Raw genomic sequence first — 18,369 nt, 5'->3', positions numbered from 1 at the left:
AACGGAATAGAGGACGATCTTGGTTTGGAAAAGCGGTGGATGGCTCGACTATACCGCACAACAGCATAAAATCGAAGAAATAAACGAAATCATTACGTTAATTAACGGTGGATATAACTGGGCCGAGGAAATGCCGGTGGATATTGCACTAATCGAAAAGCTAGAGTGATTTACCCTTATACATCGCGGCGGTTGTGACTTGATCTACTGCGCATCTAAATATTTCGGCGAGGATCTGAACCTGGAAAACAGCTGTAATTGGATTCTGTTATATGAAATCGACACCGAAAACGCACCACGGGAGATATATTATCAAACGTACCTCCATTCACCATGAATTTTGCAGGCTGATCATTTCGGTACTGTCTTTCAACAAAAACGACAAAAAATTGACCCCTTATGCCAGTAGGGATGCGGTCTTTTTCTTAGAAGTCAACTCTTGAAGGAATCATTGCTGTTAGGCCGTCGGTGTAGCTGAACCTTTGGCCTTTCTTGTTGTATACTGTTCCTGCTTGTTTATGATTAAAATATTATAATTGTTGGAGAATGTACAATTAACATAGACACCGGCACATTTTAATCACGGTATATCTATTAGTCCAACCTTCTATAGCAAATATCCATACATATATAGTAAAACAATTTTAGAAGGTGAAAATAAAAATGAAAGATAAAGACTGTAAATGTAGAGTTGTGCCACCACCACCTCAAGGACCACCAGGACCACCGGGGAAACAGGGACCACAAGGACCAATAGGACCTCCAGGACCACCGGGGACCGCTTTATCTTATGGTGTTTTAAGGGATACTCAAGACCCATTTGCTGTAAGTGACGGTAATCCAATTGTTCCACCACCTGGATATGATTCTCCAGGACCATTTAATAACACTACGCTCAATCCACTGATTGGTTCCATCACTGTGCTAAATACTGGAGACTATGAAATTTCATTTACTGTAAATGCCTTAGACACTGGAGATATTGGCTCCCTTGATTTTTTCATTGGTATAACAATTAATGGTACACAACAGCTGGATACACAAATATTTGTAAACGATTCTAATACTGAGCAAATCATACTTCCATTATCAAGAACCACTATTCGGATGTTAAATGCTAATGATGTAATTTCTACTGAACTGCAAACGACAGCAGCAGGACAATCCGTTTTTTTCGTACGACCTTCCCTGCAGGTAATACAATTATCTTAGAGAAACGAAGACTCCCAGTAGTTGAAGATTTTTGTATATCATTGAATATAATATTCAATTCTAGTAAGCATAATACCAGTTATAGGTAGTTTGATTCGTAGACCTCATCTATCGAAATATGTAACCTCCATTCCAAGAATCTGGAATAGAGGCAGAGGTGAAAATGTATTTAAAGGACTTGTTTATAATGTGTGTACAATGATTAAACCTGTGGCTAACTACAAATATTAGTCCAAGCAAATATTAAAAAATATCATATAAATAAGTAGAATAATATTTTGGAGGTGAAAAAGATGCATGATAAGGAGAAGGACTGTAAATGCAGGGTCGTTCCACCACCACCACAAGGACCGCAAGGACCTCCAGGAAAACAAGGACCACAAGGACCAATGGGGATTCCTGGGATTCCAGGTAGTGCATTAGGTTTTTGTGAAATTTTTAATATTAGCCAACAAATTACGACTCCAATGTCTGGTGACCTGGTGATGCTTCCTGATCTCGGACCATGTGAAGGTTTTGCAACTACTATGCCTACAAATAATGAAATCATGATTCCTGCTACAGGTTTTTATCAAATCACATATAGTATTGATGTATCACTAGGTCAAGGTGATATGCTTGTATTTAGAGTTTTGATTAATGGAAGTGGTTTAAGTAAATCACAGTCTGTTTCGCAGAGTGATGGTATGGGGACTAATAGTTCACGTACTACAGTTTCAAGAACCATGCTTCAAGCTCTTACTATGGGTGATACTATTGAAGTTGAGGTCCTAAACGCGACTTTAACAGGACAAAATGGATACCTTTTCCCAGTTTTGGATATAATTAGATACACTTAATTCTATGTCACTACATTTCAAAAATAGAAGTAAACATAAGAAATGCCCTACTCTATCTAAAAAGTGGGGCTGCTTTCATGTCATCATGCCAGAATGTTTAGGCATCCTGATACAATTTTCTTGGGACTATGTATAACACATTCATTTTTTAGCTTGTATAATATAATACCAATTATTATAATGATCGACACGTACTTGTAAGAATTAAAAATGCTGGTTCACATTTATTGTCTAAAATAGATAATCTATATGATAGGTGGAGTATCACATACTGTATAGCTTTGGATCAATGTCTGTCTCTTATCTGACACAGGGTAATAGCATTCCCATCTGTTATGTGTTCAATTACATACTGATACCAAAAGCCTCTGGTCCACTGACAATGGCTTGTAAGTCTACCATAGAATCAACTTTGGCAACCCAACCCTTTTCCGGCACACTTATTGTATCTGTTGTTAATATTATAGGGACAAATACTAATTCCCTCCATACCATCACTTAATGTTAATTGACCAAGCTGACAATTACAAAATATTTCATTGTTTCTTTTCCCTTTGCACGAACAGTCAGACATAGATTTTACTTCCCTTCAGGTTTTAAGGCGTTATTAATTAGTGAATGCCTGACTACTTAAATGTGCAACTGACAACTATCTACATTATACAAATGTCATTAGAAAACCATGGAAGGGAGGCCGTTAAAATTGCCTTAGTGAAATGGAGAATGTCCCACTATACCGAGCGTCAGCATAAAAAGGAAGAAACTTGACATAATACGGTTTATAATCGCACTTACAACACTGCGCAAAATCCTTTTAGCCTTTCTCTATGTATATAACCTTCGAAAATTATTAAACGATTTCAAGAGAATTCAATGGTGAATATCGCTAAGAACGTACAGTATCACAAGAGATTTGTAAAGGCACATCTTTGAACATAAGGAAAACAGTACAAATAATAACGGACTCATCATTTGCTATAGCTGTAAATACATTTCCATTATGATCTGTTACATCTACTTCTAGCTCTTTATTTGGATAGCCATTGAAGTTGTGTAAATTATTGTTATCTTTGTATGTTGGCAAAGAAGGTAATAAGGTTTTAGCTATTGATAAATCAGATGAATAGTAAGGAACATTCTCGTCATGTAACTCTTTTTCTGAAACATTTTGTAATATAGCTTCTATTTTATAATCCATGTTTCTACTGCTGAATATAGGAATCTTAAATTTTTGTTCATTTTCATTTATTTGAATATTTAGCTTAGGAGAATTCAAGTTTTCCTCATGTTTTTCTTTTAGTAGTTTCTTAATTGTTATTTCTGTTCTAATCCCTTCGAGGGTTTGCTGGTGATAAATCAAATATGCGATCAAAACAGAAGCGAATACACTAGAAACATTCTCTATTTTCCCTACTTCTAAATCAATATACTTTTCTACAAGTTCTGGTGATACAATCAAGATTATAATAGTTCCGAAGAGGAGATTAGTAATTATTAAACCTCTTCTATTGGATACGATTTGTTTTTTTATTTTGTTTTCAGATACTGTTTTATGAAATTCGTCATAATTATATATTTTATATTGCCTAAAAATAAAAAAACAAATTAATAAACCTATTGCTAACGTATCTAATCCATTCATTAAAACCTACCGTCCCTTACATGAATTTAAAAGTAAATTTATAACATAATAATAATCTATCATTTCTTACAATTTTGAACAATGAAAAAATATGTTTGAACTAGTAATAATAGTTTGAAGTACAGTTTAACTAATAATCGAAACTTTGGGTAAAAGTGTGCAGACTAAAATCTTTTGCTGGTATTATTAACCGAATACATAACCATATAAGTATCATACGAAAGCGGGAAGGTATTTATGAACAATATATCAAATTCACACGCAACCAGATTCGGTGTCCTAGCCAAAATAGGCACAGAAACTATAATTCAACTGGACAAGCACAGTAAAAAAACATCACATCGGTGCTAGGATATTTATAACTTAGTTGAAAGAATGTAAAGCTTGTGAAAGTACTCGCTCAAATTAACGGATGCGTTGCAAGATTGACCTTCAATGAAAAAGATGAAAGATATACCAGCCTGAACTCTTGAACTGTAGATTGGTGGTCTATTTTCAAGATATAAGGCCAACCCTCTGGGAATTGTCTACTGTCTGACCGTGAGTGTCGAGAACACTTGCGGTTTTTTATTGTTGTCATAGGCTTCTATACATTTTTGGCACATGATACATGTTAGTCCAATCTTCTATAGAAATTAACCATACATATAAAGTAAAACAATTATAGAAGGTGAAAATCACTAATGAAAGACAAAGATTGTAAATGCAAAGTTGTTCCACCACCACCCAAAGGGCCACCTGGTCCACCGGGGAAACAAGGACCTCAAGGGCCTCCGGGGCCACCTGGTAATATCCTAGGAGTATGCCAAATTGAAGGGGTTCAAGAGGAAACAGCATCACCAGGTCAAGGTGTTACATTTGGTGCTCCAGGGCCTTGTATAGGTTTATCAACTGCAGATAACAACAATGCCATTCGACTTTCTGATATAGGCATATATGAAATCTCATTTAAGGCAAATTGTACTTTAAACGCAACTAGTGAACTTTTTTTTCAATTTAATTCGGACGTAGTAGGGCCCATTGGATCAGACATTATGCTAGACCCTGATCCTTCTGCATCGGAAGTATATCCAGTTTCAAAATCATTTCTTTATCAAAGTAGTGCCATGAATGAATTGATTTCAGTCTCAACACCTGTTGCTGATGCCGCACCTAGTTACGAAGGACATATTTTACATGTCATTAGACTTACTTAATGTGTCAAACCGTAAATAATTCGAATTTATTGGTTAAAATAAAAAGGCTGGTATCCAGTCTTTTATTATGGCTGTTTTCGCATTGATTGTTGCTTTTCGTTCAAAGATATAAGCACGTAAACATATAGCGTTCGTGGCATCTTTTCTACTTAAACAATTATTGAGCACTCCTAAAACTCGTCAAACTGTCCACTTTTAATAAAAATAGCAACAAAGTTTACGAAAAGAGCCTTTATTATTTATACTAATGCATACAAATAATTCTTGTTTACATCATGGGAACTTAATTGCAAGTGGACAATCAACATGGACTTTAATTGATGCTAAACATGTTTACCCAACCTTCTATATGTATTTTGGGAGAAAAAGATAGTTCTTGTTTTATTGTGGAACGCTTTGATAAATTGAAAAACAATCAAAATCTTATATTAAAAGTGGTTGATGGTGGAAATCATAGTTTAGAGCTAGAAAAAGATACTATAAAATTCATTGAAATATTAAAAAGTGTAACTTCTGATATAAATGAGTTTTTCATAATACGCCTATGGAGGAATAAGGATCTTAGAAAGTCATATCATTGATATGGCTTTTTGTTCGAATTTATATTTAAGACAATTAACTGTACACGGTAGATCTGTGTTAACCAGATAGGGTGAGGTATATTAACTTTACTACGAATGGTTTCAGATTTACCCATAATACTTTGAAAAAATATCCAAAATTCTATCCATTCTGAGGTGGATTAGAGCTAATGCTAGTATCAAGGTTCAAATAGAAAAGAGAAGAATGAAATAGTATGAAAATGAGTAGTTTTTTACTTCCCTTATATACAATTATTGGTATAATATTAGAGGAGTTTTAAGGGGGAGAAATAATATGAAAAGAACACTATTATTATCATTTGTTGTATTCCTAACTGTATTTGTTTCGGCATGTAGTCAAGAAAAAGCAAGTGATGGAAAAGAAATTGAGTCAGGAGAAATTTCAAAAGATGTTGAGAAAGAAAATGAAGCAGAGTCAATTGAAGTAGATAAAGGGTTGTTAAATGTTGAAGTAACTCTACCAAACTCGTTTTTTGAGGGAGAAAACATGGACAGTATAACGGCCCAAGCAAAAGAAGATGGCATAAAAGACGTCATACAAAATGATGACGGTACTATTACTTATGTAATGTCAAAGTCTAAGCATAAAGAAATGATGGATGAAATTAAAGATAGTATAATTACGACCGTCGAAGATTACAAAAATAATGGAGACTTTCCTTCAATTAAAGATGTAATACATAATGATTCATTTTCAGAATTTACATTAGTAGTAGATCAAGAAAAATACGAGAACAGTTTTGATAGTTTTGCTCAACTTGGATTAGGAATGTCAGGTATGTACTATCAACTATTTAATGGTGTTGATCCACAAGATTATGTTGTAACGATCTTTGTTAAAAATGATGCCACTGGTGATTTATTTAAAACGGTTGTTTACCCAGATGCTTTGGACGAAACAGAATAATGATTAACTGTTATAAAAAAGCGCTCTTTTAGAGTGCTTTTTTTACTTGGCTTGGCAGGTTAAATTATTTTTACTGAGAAGGAGTTGTGCTAAAGAAAAAATTATAGAGTTTACTGATACTAATTGGAAATGCCACCTTGTTCATTATTTTCCTTTTCCCTTTCTTCTAAATATCTCTCATATGCTTCTTTTACTCTATCCGTTTTAGGTGCTATTTTTAAAAGTCTCTTGTTGAGATCGTTAAGTAAGTACAGACCTCTAAATAAGCAACCAAGAACGATACCCGAAACGATAATCATAGCAAATGGACCAGTTATAAAGAATAAAAGAGAGCTTAAGATAGTAGCTGCAATTATCGTTAATAACAAAATCACATTAATAACCCCCTTATGATTCTATAATTATACACTAAACGAAAGGAGGAGATGTAATATTCAAAATAAGCAAACAGATTCCACCTTAAGTCGATGATTAACAGTTCGAAATATATACGGGGTAGATGGACCTTTAACGGTAAGCAAAACAAGTATAATAGTAACACTAATATCACTAAATAAAACAACTAGCTGATTACATTCAATCTACGGTAGTTATATAGCTTTCGAAAAGAATGTGTACCATTTTGTAGCTTTTTGGAATTGCTATACACAGTGAGCACATAAATGATATTTCATTAAAATATATTTAGGCTTTATCAAGGTGTACAATTACTAGTAGTAATCGTTAAATCCCAGCCTCCTGCAATATTACCTGAATCGTCAGGGAATGCATCAAAAACGAAAAGACTCCAAATGCCGTTAGGATTTAAAAAATTAAACGTACTTAACATTGAACCGAAAGATTGTTTAGTAGGCGCTGGTGGTGGTAATGGTACTAGTTCACCTAAATAATTTGCTGGTTGAAATGTACCAGTGGTAAGTGGCAAAAAGAGTGGGATGATGCTTGATCCCATATCATCAAAAGTAAGGGTTATATCGTCTACTTTACCAAATCCTGCTCCAGCCATAATTGTGGCATTTCTACCGCTAGGAGCAACTAATAATATGATAAGGTCACCGACAAAGGTGTGACTTAAGTTATTAATGGATATAACTACTTTCACAATTTTGTCAGTAAATCCAGAGACACATATATTTGACGGATAAGGTGTAGCTGTTCCTTCTTCTGGAATTTGTATAGGCGTGAAATTTTGAAATTTTTTTGTGGTAAAAACGCAATTTGATTTTGGCGCAATTCTACAACGGTATATAGGTGGTATTGTTGACATGAGTTCACCTTCTAAAGGTATTTATTAATATACAATGGTTAAATCACAACAGTTGTATAGGTTGCTATCCTTATTTAAAGGAGTGGAATTTTTCAAAAGTAAGAAGTTGTACATTTGTCAATGTGGAAAGAGCCTGCTAGTGGGAAATATATACTGCAATATAGATGAGAGCATAAAATTGTTTGTAGCTAATCGAGCAGTTTTTGCGGAAGAATTATGAGGTAACATCGCTTTTAAGTAACAAGAGGATCAAGTTAAAGAAAGTTGACTAACTAATTATTTAAATGGATAGATAGTCATTGTTAAGTTGACTTGAATTTTATTAATTGCTTATATGAAGGTTGCTAATTATACTCTGTGGAAAGTGGTCGCGTGAGTTATTGATACTTATACATTTAAACACAGTCTTGTAAAATATAGATTTGACTAAGCCAGCTGTCCATTAATAGGTGTAGGGACTTCCTCCTAGTAAGATCATAGCGGTGGATTCGAAGTGATACATCTTTCAATGTTATCAAATATGAGTTGCCTAAACAATTCTGTCCTGCATCCTCGGAACATATTACTCTTATCTTTGTAACATTTGCAGATAAAATAGAATTATCAGCGGGATTCGGACGTTTTGGTGCAGGGATATTAATAGGGGGTTCCATATTATTTGCAGTGATAATTGCAGTTGCTCCACATTCAGAGTCAAAAGGCTACATTAATATTCCCGAAAAGAGTGAGACCGTTTTTCGATGTGAACATGTCAATTGATTCATTACATGCTAAACTATAATCGTGTCCATTAAAGAACCGTTCAATAACAGGGCAATTACAACAATTCCCACTAGAGCCATCAACGGTAACAGGACAACCACAACAAGCAGACTGTTCTTTAATGATGGTCTCATTGATGCCCAGCTTATTACCGCAACATGACGAAGCTTTATTTGCGCTCAATTTTTCCTCTGCCTTGTACAAATTTCTGCAATAAAATATGTTTGTATTATTATTATTATTATGGATAGGCACAGTTGTATATTTTGAAGGAATCATCAATGAATTATAGATTGTAAAATGTTATCGTTAGTAAGATAAATGATAGTTACAACATTAAAAGGTTTTTATAGTGTCTTCTCCTGCTCATAAAAATTTACGACAGCTTTTGCCATATCGTATATTTGTTTCTTTAAACTTTTAGGATGTATAATTTTTATTTGATCTCCGAAGCCTAAAATATATTCTTTTGCTTCTTGTTCTGCATCAAAGCTAAGTATTACTGGTATCCAACCATTTTCTAAAGGAGTTTCTACCTGTAAAATTTGTACAAAACGTCCAGGAAACTTTATTCTTTGAATAATATGAGGTGATACTTCGACATTCACCTCGTATCTCGGTAGGCTGTTAATAAATTCTGTTGTTGAAGATCTCCAAAAGTGCGCCAGGTTAAAGTCATTAGGTCGGTCAAATTCTTCCTTAGTTAGTGTTGCAGACTGCATTCGTGAAGCACGGTAGTTTCTGAATTTGCCATTTGAGTGCGCAACTAAATACCACGTACTCCCTTTAGCGACTAAACCTAATGGGTTTACAATTCGTTCAACACATTGTCCATCTGCACGTTCATATTTAATGTGAAGTTTCTTTTCATCCCATATCGCTTGTTGCATAGTTTTAAAAGACTCAATTTTTTCAGTTGACTGCCGCCATGTACTAGTATCTACATGGATACGGTTCCAAATATCATTCGTATTTTGTTCATAGGTACTAGGAACAGATGCAAGGATTTTTTGCCGTGCTTCATGCCAATCTTTTGCTAAACCTAGATCAGTAAGCAACTGAAGTGATGGAGAAATTAACAATGACATTATTTCATTGTGCTTCAAACCAGTTAAATTTGTCTTGTATTTATCAAGTAATGTCCAGCCCCCTGATTTACCACGTTCCGCAATTACAGGAATTCCCGATATACTTAATGCTTCCATATCACGATGAATCGTGCGTTCTGATACTTCTAATTCCTGTGCTAATTGTTTAGTTGTTAGTTTTCCCTTATTTTGTAACAAAAGTAAAATGGAAATCAATCTATCTGCACGCATAAAAATACCCCCTGAAAAATAACAATAACAGAATAATTATTATATGACATAAGGTGACATCATTAAGTATTATACTATTCTTATCAAAAAAGTGGAGGTTGATTACATGAAACAATTAACAGGAAAAATAGCCGTAGTTGCTGGAGGAACAAGGGGAGCTGGGCGTGGAATTGCAATGATGCTTGGGGAAGCAGGAGCAACCGTCTATGTAACTGGAAGAAGTACGAGAGGTAATTTATCTTCAATGGGAAGAACAGAAACGATTGAAGAAACGGCAGAGCTCGTTAATAGTAAAGGTGGAATAGGGATACCAGTTAGAGTTGATCATACGGTTGAAGACGATGTGAAATCTTTGTTTAATAAAATAGAGGAAGAACAAAATGGAAAGCTTGATATTCTTGTAAATGATGTTTGGGGAGGGGATCCACTCACCCAATGGGAAACCCCTTTTTGGGAACATGATTTAGATAATGGGCTTCTTATGCAGAGAAGAGCGGTACATTCTCACATGATTACTAGTCATTATGGTGTTCCGCTTATGGTTAAAAATCAGAGAGGGTTAGTTATCGAAATAACAGATGGTGTAAGCTATGATTATCGAGGAAATTTATATTACAGTTTGGCAAAGATTTCGACCATCCACCTAGCACAAGCGATGTCAAAAGATTTAGAGGATCATAATATTACAGCAGTAGCGGTGAGTCCTGGATATTTACGTTCAGAAGCTATGTTAGATTGGTTTGGTGTCACTGAAGAGAATTGGCAAGAAGGAGCTGCTAAAGATCCACACTTCATCGCTTCTGAAACACCATTTTTTATCGGTAGAGCGATTGCAGCACTCGCGAGTGATCCGAAGGTACAAAACAAAACAGGAAAAGCACTTAGCTCATGGGAATTATCAAGAGAGTATGGATTTAAAGATATTGATGGAAGAAAGCCTGATTGGGGCAAATATTTTGAAGAAAATGTTCAACAAAATCAATAGTTCTCTCGGTTACTTGACTTGACGCAATTCTTGAATAGAATCGCGTTTTTTTTGTCTATGATTGAGATATAAATAGTACCCTTGTTTCCTGAATCTTTGGCAACGCTAAGACTTTCTATTTGCTGCTATTTTTATATAATATCTATGCTTTCCTTAACACGAATACAAAAAAATAGATGTTCATTTTTCGTATGCACAATGTCTATATCTTATTTATAATTTTATATATGTACAGTGAAAATACAGCCGAAATGAGAAACTGTAGAGCAATAATAGTGTAACGAAGGTAATGAAGTTATATAAATATCCGAAAGAAATAAAATTGTTATTACCATAGGCTGTTTTTGAATTGAATGTTGTTTATCGTACTAGGAAATAAACACGAATACAGCTATCGTTCGTGGCATCTTTTGTTTGCTAAAGACTAAAAAAATCTTATATAACATACTTCCTTCTCATATTTAGTGAAGTATAGCAAAAAAGTTTACGAAAAGAGCCTTACAATAATATTGCACAGATAAAATGAGGGATCTGAAATGATTAATGATGAAGCGTTAAAAAAACAATATTACGAAGCATTGTTAGCAAGAAATTCATCATTTGATGGTATTTTCTTTGCTGGAATTAAGACCACAGGTGTATTTTGTCATGCGACATGTCCGGCTAGAAAGCCTAAATATGAAAATTGCAATTTCTATGCAACAGCTGAAGAAGCACTTTTAGCAGGATTTCGTCCTTGTAAGAGGTGTCATCCAATGTCATATCCTAAAGAAATATCTCCGCTTGTACATCAAATGATACAGCTTGTTGAGGAAAATCCAGAAAAAAGGTGGAAGGATGCTGATTTCTCAAAGTTAGGTCTTCATGCAGCTACCGCTAGAAGACAGTTTAAAAAATTTTATGGTATGACCTTTGTACAATATGCGAGAGCTAGAAGAATGGGGATTGCAATGAAATCGATAAGAACAGGTGAAAAAATTATCAATGCTCAAATAGATGTAGGGTATGATTCTTCGAGTGGCTTTCACGATGCATTTTCCAAAATCATGGGAAAAGCACCAACAAAGTCTAAAAGTGTAAAAATGCTATATGCAAACTGGATAGATACTAAATTAGGACCGATGGTAAGTATAGTAGATGATGATTATTTATATTTACTTGAATTTGTTGATCGTAGAGGTTTGGAAAGAGAAATTGAACGTTTGCGAAATAAGTTAAACGCTTCAATCATTCCAGGAGTAAATAAAATATCAAAACAGATTGAAGAGGAAATCACAAACTATTTTACAAAAAAACTAACAACATTTAAAACCCCGATCATCTTACTAGGGTCTGAATTTCAAAAAACTGTCTGGAATGAACTGTTGGAAATTGAATTAGGAAAAACGACTTCATATAAAGAACTAGCTACCTTAATTAATAACCCAAGATCTGTTAGAGCCATTGGTAACGCAAATGGGGCCAATCAATTAGCAATCATCGTCCCATGTCATAGGGTTATCCAATCTAACGGAGATTTAGGTGGATATGGTGGCGGTTTAGAAAGAAAAAATTGGTTGCTAAACCATGAAAAAACGTATAATAACTTACTCTCCAACAAACCAAATTAACCTGATTTATCAAAGCTTTTTTAGAATGCAAGGATGGAATTTTTACCCTTGCATTCTTTTAGTAAGTACAAAATAGTTTCAAAGTTCATTTTTTAGGCTGTTTTCGTATTGATTGTTGCTTTTCGTACTACTAAAGTTCGTGACATCTTTTCTTGTGTACATAATGACTAACAATATAAAACCATTTTGTGTTACTAATTTGATAACATTAGCAACAAAGTTTACGAAAAGAGCCTTACTCTATTATGCATTTGGTGCTCGATATACTTCTTCAAATGGTTGTACTACAACAAAGCCACTACCGCTAAACTTCATTTGAAAACTTTCTCCGCTTCCTCGACCAAACAAACTTTTAAATTGAATATCTGTAACAATATCAGGAGTTAAATTACTAGACCAAGCGATAGTAGAATTTGGGTCTGTCATTACTGGGTTATCAGGAGTTACTTCTAAAGTGAGAGGCTCATAATGACTAGTAAAAGCAATAAGACCATGTCCTTCTAAACGAACATTAAATAGTCCACCTGCTAACATACCAGCAATTTTACGAATCATTTTAATATCCCATTTAACAGTTGACTCGAAAGCCAAAATATCATTTCCATTGATAGAAATAGCTTCTCCATCAAGATTAATAATGTATATCTTTTTCCCACTATCTGAAAAATATACTGTGCCGTTTCCTGATGCTTTCATCAAGCTAACACCTTCTCCAGTAAATTGTTTTTTAAACATTTTACCGATGCCGTGCTCTAAAATGCTTTCTCTTACAAATTTAACTTGGCCCTTATAAGAAGTCATGGAACCGACCTTTGCCCAAACTTCTCCATCTAAATTAACCTCTAACATTCTAGGACTTTCTAGTTCAAATACACCTTGATTTTTTTCCTTTTGCTTCGTTTGATCTACAAACTCTTGAATAGAATATCGCTGATTCAAATAAAACCCCTCCTGAAAAATATTCTGTAACAAGATGGATATCGAAAGTGTTATTGAGGAATATATTTTTGTAAAATGTTTCTGTAATAAAGATAGCATATATCAAATTGATGTGATGTAGAATTTTGTCATTCATTTTATTCGTACATAATCTCATCTTTTATTAGTGCCGGTTAATTTAGTTCTTTATTAATCAAATTTTATCATATATGGGTCAAATCCATGAATATATGGGTTGAATTCATGAGTTTATCGGTCAAATGCGTGAATTAATGGGTCAAATCCATGGGTTTATCAGTCAAATCCATGAATTCATCCATCGTGGTCAACGATTTAACAAATAGAGAAGAATTTTATTATTTAGATTGTATGAATTCTCTCTCGTATAGTTGGTTGTGGTTACTTAAATGAGCTTATTTTTTCTTTTGAGAAATTCCAGTTAACTAAGAAAATCCCAATAAAAATGAGTAGCCCACCTAAATAAACATACCATTGAACAATTTCGTCAAGCAGTAACCATCCAAAAAGTACTCCAAAAAAGGGAGCTAAAAATAAAAAGGCACTCGTTTTACCTGGATCACCTTTATTGAGAAGGTAATACCAAGTTGCAAATTGAACGATAGAACCCATAATAGCTAAATATAGCACAATTGATATAGATTCAATATTTATGATCATTTTTGGTGATTCAAGTATGATGCTCAAGAGTAAGAGTACTAACCCACCAAACAGCATTTGATAAGCTGTAAGTACCCATATATCAAAATGAGATCCCCATTTTTTAACTAATATAGTTGCTATAGCCCAAGAAATTCCTGCTCCAAGCCCTAAAAGTGTTCCAGGTTGTAATTGTAAGTGAAACCCAAATGTAACTATTACACCTAGACATCCTATTAAAACTCCAATCCATTGATATAATCGGTATTTCATTCGTAGAAAAATGGTACCGAGGATTACTACAAGAAGTGGGTTAATAAATGTTAGAATAGAAGACTCACCCGCTGTAATCGTTCTTAGGCTTAGAAATATACATCCCATAACACCTGTAGTTTGAAAGAGTCCTATAATAAATATCTTTATCCAAGTGTCCTTGGGTGAATGTAGCTTTTTATTCTTAACCCAAAGAGACATTATTAATCCAGCAATTGTAAAGCGTAACCCAACTAAAAGAAATGGTGATACATATGCCAAGCCCATTTTCCCTATCGCAAAAGAAGATCCCATCAGTGAAGTAGCAAGTATTACTAGTAATGTGTAAACAATTGGATTCATAAGTTCCTCCGAATTAACTTTTATATTTAAAGGTAAACTCTTTCTCATTGATTGAAGTAATTGTACTAAAAAAAACACAGGTCCAACTATCGTTTCTTAGCATCTTTTCTTCTAAGAAACAATTGCATAATGCCCGATTTAATTGTAGTAATATTGTATAAATAGCAACAAAAAGTTGCTGTTTTCTCATGGATTGTTGCTTTTCGTATTGAGAAGTACACAACTAGAGACGTGGCTCTTTTCTTCTGTACAGCGATGACAAACAATATAAAAACTCTTTTTATAGTACTAAGCGGATAGCAACAGCAACAAAATTTTACGAAAAGAGCCTAAAAAAAAGACCTGATAAAAAATAAATATTACTGTATGAGTAGCGTAACATGGATATAATAAAATCATAATCGAAATATGGATGTAAAGTTATATTTTTTCACTAACTAAATTGATGGTTCTAAATCAATATATTAGTTATGATCGAGATGACTAAGAATGTGAGGGGAGAATAAATATGAGCGGAAGACCTGATGTAGCAAAGGTTGCCAGCCTTGTGAGCGAAAATTCTCGTGCAGCAATCCTGACAGTATTATTAGACGGTAGATTTCACCCTGCAAGCGAGCTAGCGTATATGGCGCAAATTAAACCTCAAACTGCTAGTTTTCACTTAACTAAAATGGTTGATGCCAATTTAATTACAATGGAAAAGCACGGGAGACACAGGTATTATGGTATTCGTAATCAGGAAGTTGCGCAAGTGATGGAATCTCTACTTTCAATAGCTCCACGTACTGAAATCAAGTCATTAAAACAAGCTTCTGAAGATAAAGCAGTACGTTTTGCACGAACTTGTTATGATCATCTTGCAGGAAGCTTAGGTATACAAATCACTGACTCTTTAGTTAATACAGGTATTCTTTGTAATAACACCACAGAGTTTGAGGTGACAGACAAAGGAGAAGAATTCTTTGCATCTTTTCAAATTAATCTTCGGGAAGTTAAGAATAAGCGTCGTGCATTTGCACATAAATGTTTAGACTGGAGTGAAAGACGTCACCACCTTGCTGGTGCATTAGGAAATGCTCTGCTAGAAAGAATATTGGAGTTAAACTGGATTCAACGCTCAGCCAATTCCAGAGCTATAACAATCACTCCTGCAGGTAAGAAAGGATTTAAAGACATATTCATGATTGATGTTTAAAGCAAGTTGTCTCTAGTACTGAACGGTACTTAATAAGACTGTTTTCACATTAATTCTTTTAAGCATTCTTTCTTCTCTAAAGAGCCATTTCATAGAAGCAATACGATGAGCATAGCAAAAATTGCAATTTGAACACAAAAAATTTATGTTTGCAGTTTTATGTTAAAAATTAGATGTTTGAAACACTTATACAACTAGATTAAGGTGCATCTTTCCTTCTATAACGAAGACTGAACAACTTTATCTGTTAGTTAAGGAACTATAGCAATATAGTTCAAGAAAAGAACCTACATATTTCAATGCAACTGGTTAATACGAAATATGAATATTAAGAATTTGAACGCTTTTTTATCACTTAGGGCAGGTTGTCAATTTAAATCATGCGAATGCCTTTGATTCTAGAAAACAATAATGATAAGAGTGAGAAATATCTTGGACTCTATCACTTTGCCATTTCTGTAGACTCAAAAAAACTGTCAACTCATTAACAGAATGGAATTAAAGCTGTCAGTGAACCTAGAGGTACAGGATATAGATATTATGAATGCTATTTTAGATCCTGTTGGAAATAGAGTTGAAATAGTCATTAATGATAGTTAAAGATAAAAAAACCTTTACTAAATGGCAAGAAATGAGGTAGAATTTTTTTGTTACATAAATAGAAGATAATGTTAATTTTTTGCATTGGATTGGAGTATTATTTTGAAGATGATGTTACTTTTTTATTAATACGGGCTTGAAACAAAAGCTCGTATCGATTTTATAGCTATCGATACGAAATTACATATTTCGGGAGGTAGCAAAATGGAACATATTTGTTTTGAATTTAAAAATATTGAAATGACATATATAGATAAAAGGGTATTAAAAATTGAACGGTTAGCTGTGCATCAATTTGATCGAATTGGAATCGTGGGGAAAAATGGTGCCGGGAAAAGTACATTAATCAAGTTGCTTTCTGGGATTGTTCAACCTTCAGTTGGGAAGGTACATCGCTATGTAGAGCATGGGTATTTTGAGCAAATATCAGCACCAACAACTGATGAAGCAGACCCATCGTTACTTGGAAGGTTAGCTGTTCCGCAAAATTCTAACCATTTAAGTGGTGGAGAGCAAACAAGGCTGAAATTAGCACAATTGTTTACACATTATTATGAAGCATTACTAATTGATGAGCCGACAACTCATTTGGACCAAGAAGGTATTTCATATTTACTCGATGAATTGAGATATTACTATGGGGCACTGATAATCGTTAGTCATGACCGTGCCGTACTTGACCAGCTCACCACATCTATTTGGGAAGTCGATGAAGGAGAAGTACACGTTTATAAAGGTAATTACAGCGAGTATGTAGAGCAGAAACAATTAGAACGTGAACAGCAAAATCAAGCTCATGCTCAATATATGAAAGAACAGAAGCGTCTAGCAAAAGCAGCGCAAGAAAAAATGAAAAAGGCCGAAAAAGTTGCACAAGCTGGAAGTATGTCAAGGAAAGAAGCGAAGGCTAAAGCGAACCGTATGTTTGAATCGAAGTCTAAAGGGACATGCCAAAAAGCAGTACATCGCGCCGCAAAAGCAATTGAACAACGTAAAGATAGGCTAAAGCATGTGGAAGCAGTGAAAGAGGAAAAGCAAATTGTATTTCACCAATCAAAAGCATTGGAATTGCACAATAAATTTCCAATTATGGCTGATAGATTTAGTCTCGAATTGGAAGATCGTAGATTGTTAGATGAAGTTAGTTTTCAACTCCCTTTAGGGAAAATAATAGCGATAACTGGTGAAAATGGAAGTGGTAAAAGTACACTATTAAAGCACATTGCCAGTCATGCCGTCGGTCTGACGATTACACCAAAAGCGAGAATTGGCTTCTTTCGTCAAATGAGCTATCAATTTACAAGTGATGAAACGATCCTGCAATTTATGAAAAATCGTTCAGAATATGATGAGGGGTCACTAAGAAGTGCTCTACATTCGATGCAATTTTTAGATTCAGACTTATTAAAAAAAGTGAACACATTAAGTGGTGGAGAAGCGATGCGCCTCCAGCTCTGTCTATTATTTTTAGGAGAATATAACATATTATTGCTAGACGAACCTACCAATTTTTTAGATACCAGGACTATTGAAGCATTAGAGCGATTTATCTGTGCCTATAAAGGAACCATCATATTTGTATCACATGATACAAGGTTCATAAAGAATGTGGCAGAGTTACGTTTAAACATTTCTGACAAAAAAATACAACAACAGTGTTTATGAGTTAGCATATATGGTAGGTTAGACCGTACGTTCTTTATATGATTCTTATTTTCGAGAGAATTTACAATGAGCCGAGTGGAAAAGACGATCAATTTTTAAATTGTATTTTGTGGAGGCTGTATTTCGCATTAATTGTTGCTTTTCCTAATAAGTACGAAACACGTAAATATTTAACGATCGGTATTCTTTTCACCATTCAAGACTTTAAAATTACATTTAAGAGAAACAACAAAGTTTTCGAAAAGATGTAGAAGAGGACTTGTTATATGTCCTCTTTTCTTTTTTTGGAAATTACTCAATATAATATTTTTAAGCTAACTTTTTACACAAAAGAAGGCACTTTAGAAGATGAAATTT

18 protein-coding genes are annotated in these 18,369 nt (G+C 34.2%); 10 read left to right on the top strand and 8 right to left on the bottom strand.

Annotation, left to right across the window (positions count from 1 at the left end):
* Positions 1–19 precede the first annotated feature (19 nt).
* The 3 genes from SLH48_RS20570 to SLH48_RS20560 all read left to right on the top strand — a co-directional run bounded on the left by SLH48_RS20570 (position 20) and on the right by SLH48_RS20560 (position 2,051).
* Positions 20–169, top strand: a complete 150-nt coding sequence (locus tag SLH48_RS20570; RefSeq protein ID WP_320259649.1) for a hypothetical protein — start codon at positions 20–22, stop codon at positions 167–169.
* 494 nt (positions 170–663) lie between these two features.
* Positions 664–1,212 carry a hypothetical protein gene (locus SLH48_RS20565; RefSeq protein WP_320259648.1) on the top strand — a complete coding sequence of 183 codons (549 nt, stop codon included), beginning with the start codon at positions 664–666 and terminating at the stop codon, positions 1,210–1,212.
* Between the two features lie 293 nt (positions 1,213–1,505).
* Entirely contained in the window at positions 1,506–2,051 is a 546-nt protein-coding gene (locus SLH48_RS20560) for a BclA C-terminal domain-containing protein (RefSeq protein ID WP_320259647.1), read from the top strand.
* Positions 2,052–2,396: 345 nt separating this feature from the next.
* On the opposite strand, the gene SLH48_RS20555 is transcribed toward SLH48_RS20560, so the two are convergent.
* Both SLH48_RS20555 and SLH48_RS20550 read right to left on the bottom strand, forming a co-directional pair.
* On the bottom strand, positions 2,397–2,549 hold the full coding sequence (locus tag SLH48_RS20555) for a hypothetical protein (protein WP_320259646.1): 153 nt from the start codon (positions 2,547–2,549) through the stop codon (positions 2,397–2,399).
* Between the two features lie 388 nt (positions 2,550–2,937).
* Positions 2,938–3,693 carry a hypothetical protein gene (locus SLH48_RS20550; protein ID WP_320259645.1) on the bottom strand — a complete coding sequence of 252 codons (756 nt, stop codon included), beginning with the start codon at positions 3,691–3,693 and terminating at the stop codon, positions 2,938–2,940.
* 683 nt (positions 3,694–4,376) lie between these two features.
* Between SLH48_RS20550 and SLH48_RS20545 the strand changes: the two genes are divergently transcribed.
* From SLH48_RS20545 to SLH48_RS20535, 3 genes are all read left to right on the top strand, one after another.
* The gene (locus tag SLH48_RS20545) at positions 4,377–4,889 is read left to right on the top strand and encodes a hypothetical protein (protein ID WP_320259644.1); all 513 of its coding nucleotides are present in this window, start codon (positions 4,377–4,379) and stop codon (positions 4,887–4,889) included.
* Between the two features lie 320 nt (positions 4,890–5,209).
* On the top strand, positions 5,210–5,470 hold the full coding sequence (locus SLH48_RS20540) for a hypothetical protein (RefSeq protein ID WP_320259643.1): 261 nt from the start codon (positions 5,210–5,212) through the stop codon (positions 5,468–5,470).
* A 295-nt stretch (positions 5,471–5,765) separates the two neighbouring features.
* Positions 5,766–6,398: a hypothetical protein gene (locus SLH48_RS20535; RefSeq protein WP_320259642.1), complete on the top strand. Its 633-nt coding sequence runs from the start codon at positions 5,766–5,768 to the stop codon at positions 6,396–6,398.
* A 119-nt stretch (positions 6,399–6,517) separates the two neighbouring features.
* Here SLH48_RS20535 and SLH48_RS20530 read toward each other — a convergent pair whose 3' ends face one another.
* From SLH48_RS20530 to SLH48_RS20515, 4 genes are all read right to left on the bottom strand, one after another.
* The gene (locus tag SLH48_RS20530) at positions 6,518–6,772 is read right to left on the bottom strand and encodes a hypothetical protein (RefSeq protein WP_320259641.1); all 255 of its coding nucleotides are present in this window, start codon (positions 6,770–6,772) and stop codon (positions 6,518–6,520) included.
* Between the two features lie 320 nt (positions 6,773–7,092).
* On the bottom strand, positions 7,093–7,665 hold the full coding sequence (locus SLH48_RS20525) for a hypothetical protein (protein ID WP_320259640.1): 573 nt from the start codon (positions 7,663–7,665) through the stop codon (positions 7,093–7,095).
* Positions 7,666–8,358: 693 nt separating this feature from the next.
* On the bottom strand, positions 8,359–8,610 hold the full coding sequence (locus tag SLH48_RS20520; RefSeq protein ID WP_320259639.1) for a hypothetical protein: 252 nt from the start codon (positions 8,608–8,610) through the stop codon (positions 8,359–8,361).
* A gap of 164 nt (positions 8,611–8,774) precedes the next feature.
* Positions 8,775–9,746: a YafY family protein gene (locus tag SLH48_RS20515; protein ID WP_320259638.1), complete on the bottom strand. Its 972-nt coding sequence runs from the start codon at positions 9,744–9,746 to the stop codon at positions 8,775–8,777.
* A gap of 106 nt (positions 9,747–9,852) precedes the next feature.
* Between SLH48_RS20515 and SLH48_RS20510 the strand changes: the two genes are divergently transcribed.
* Together SLH48_RS20510 and SLH48_RS20505 are read left to right on the top strand one after the other, a co-directional pair.
* Entirely contained in the window at positions 9,853–10,731 is an 879-nt protein-coding gene (locus SLH48_RS20510; protein ID WP_320259637.1) for an SDR family oxidoreductase, read from the top strand.
* 536 nt (positions 10,732–11,267) lie between these two features.
* Entirely contained in the window at positions 11,268–12,341 is a 1,074-nt protein-coding gene (locus SLH48_RS20505; RefSeq protein WP_320259636.1) for a trifunctional transcriptional activator/DNA repair protein Ada/methylated-DNA--[protein]-cysteine S-methyltransferase, read from the top strand.
* Positions 12,342–12,584: 243 nt separating this feature from the next.
* Here the strand turns inward: SLH48_RS20505 and SLH48_RS20500 are convergent, their stop codons facing one another.
* Together SLH48_RS20500 and SLH48_RS20495 are read right to left on the bottom strand one after the other, a co-directional pair.
* Complete coding sequence (locus SLH48_RS20500; RefSeq protein ID WP_250886781.1) at positions 12,585–13,280, bottom strand: AIM24 family protein; 696 nt, start codon at positions 13,278–13,280, stop codon at positions 12,585–12,587.
* Between the two features lie 399 nt (positions 13,281–13,679).
* Positions 13,680–14,552, bottom strand: coding sequence for a DMT family transporter (locus tag SLH48_RS20495; protein ID WP_320259635.1), 873 nt, complete (start codon positions 14,550–14,552; stop codon positions 13,680–13,682).
* 508 nt (positions 14,553–15,060) lie between these two features.
* Here SLH48_RS20495 and SLH48_RS20490 point away from each other — a divergent pair.
* The gene (locus SLH48_RS20490; protein ID WP_214484033.1) at positions 15,061–15,747 is read left to right on the top strand and encodes an ArsR/SmtB family transcription factor; all 687 of its coding nucleotides are present in this window, start codon (positions 15,061–15,063) and stop codon (positions 15,745–15,747) included.
* A gap of 804 nt (positions 15,748–16,551) precedes the next feature.
* A complete protein-coding gene (locus SLH48_RS20485; protein WP_320259634.1) occupies positions 16,552–18,012 on the top strand; it encodes an Msr family ABC-F type ribosomal protection protein in 1,461 nt (486 codons plus the stop codon).
* Positions 18,013–18,369: the final 357 nt, after the last annotated feature.

The sequence above is a fragment of the Cytobacillus sp. IB215316 genome (assembly GCF_033963865.1).
GTDB classification, from domain to species: Bacteria; Bacillota; Bacilli; order Bacillales; family SM2101; genus Nanhaiella; species Nanhaiella sioensis.
The sequence above is the reverse complement of the archived record's forward strand: the minus strand, read 5'-3'. Positions and strand labels throughout refer to the sequence as shown.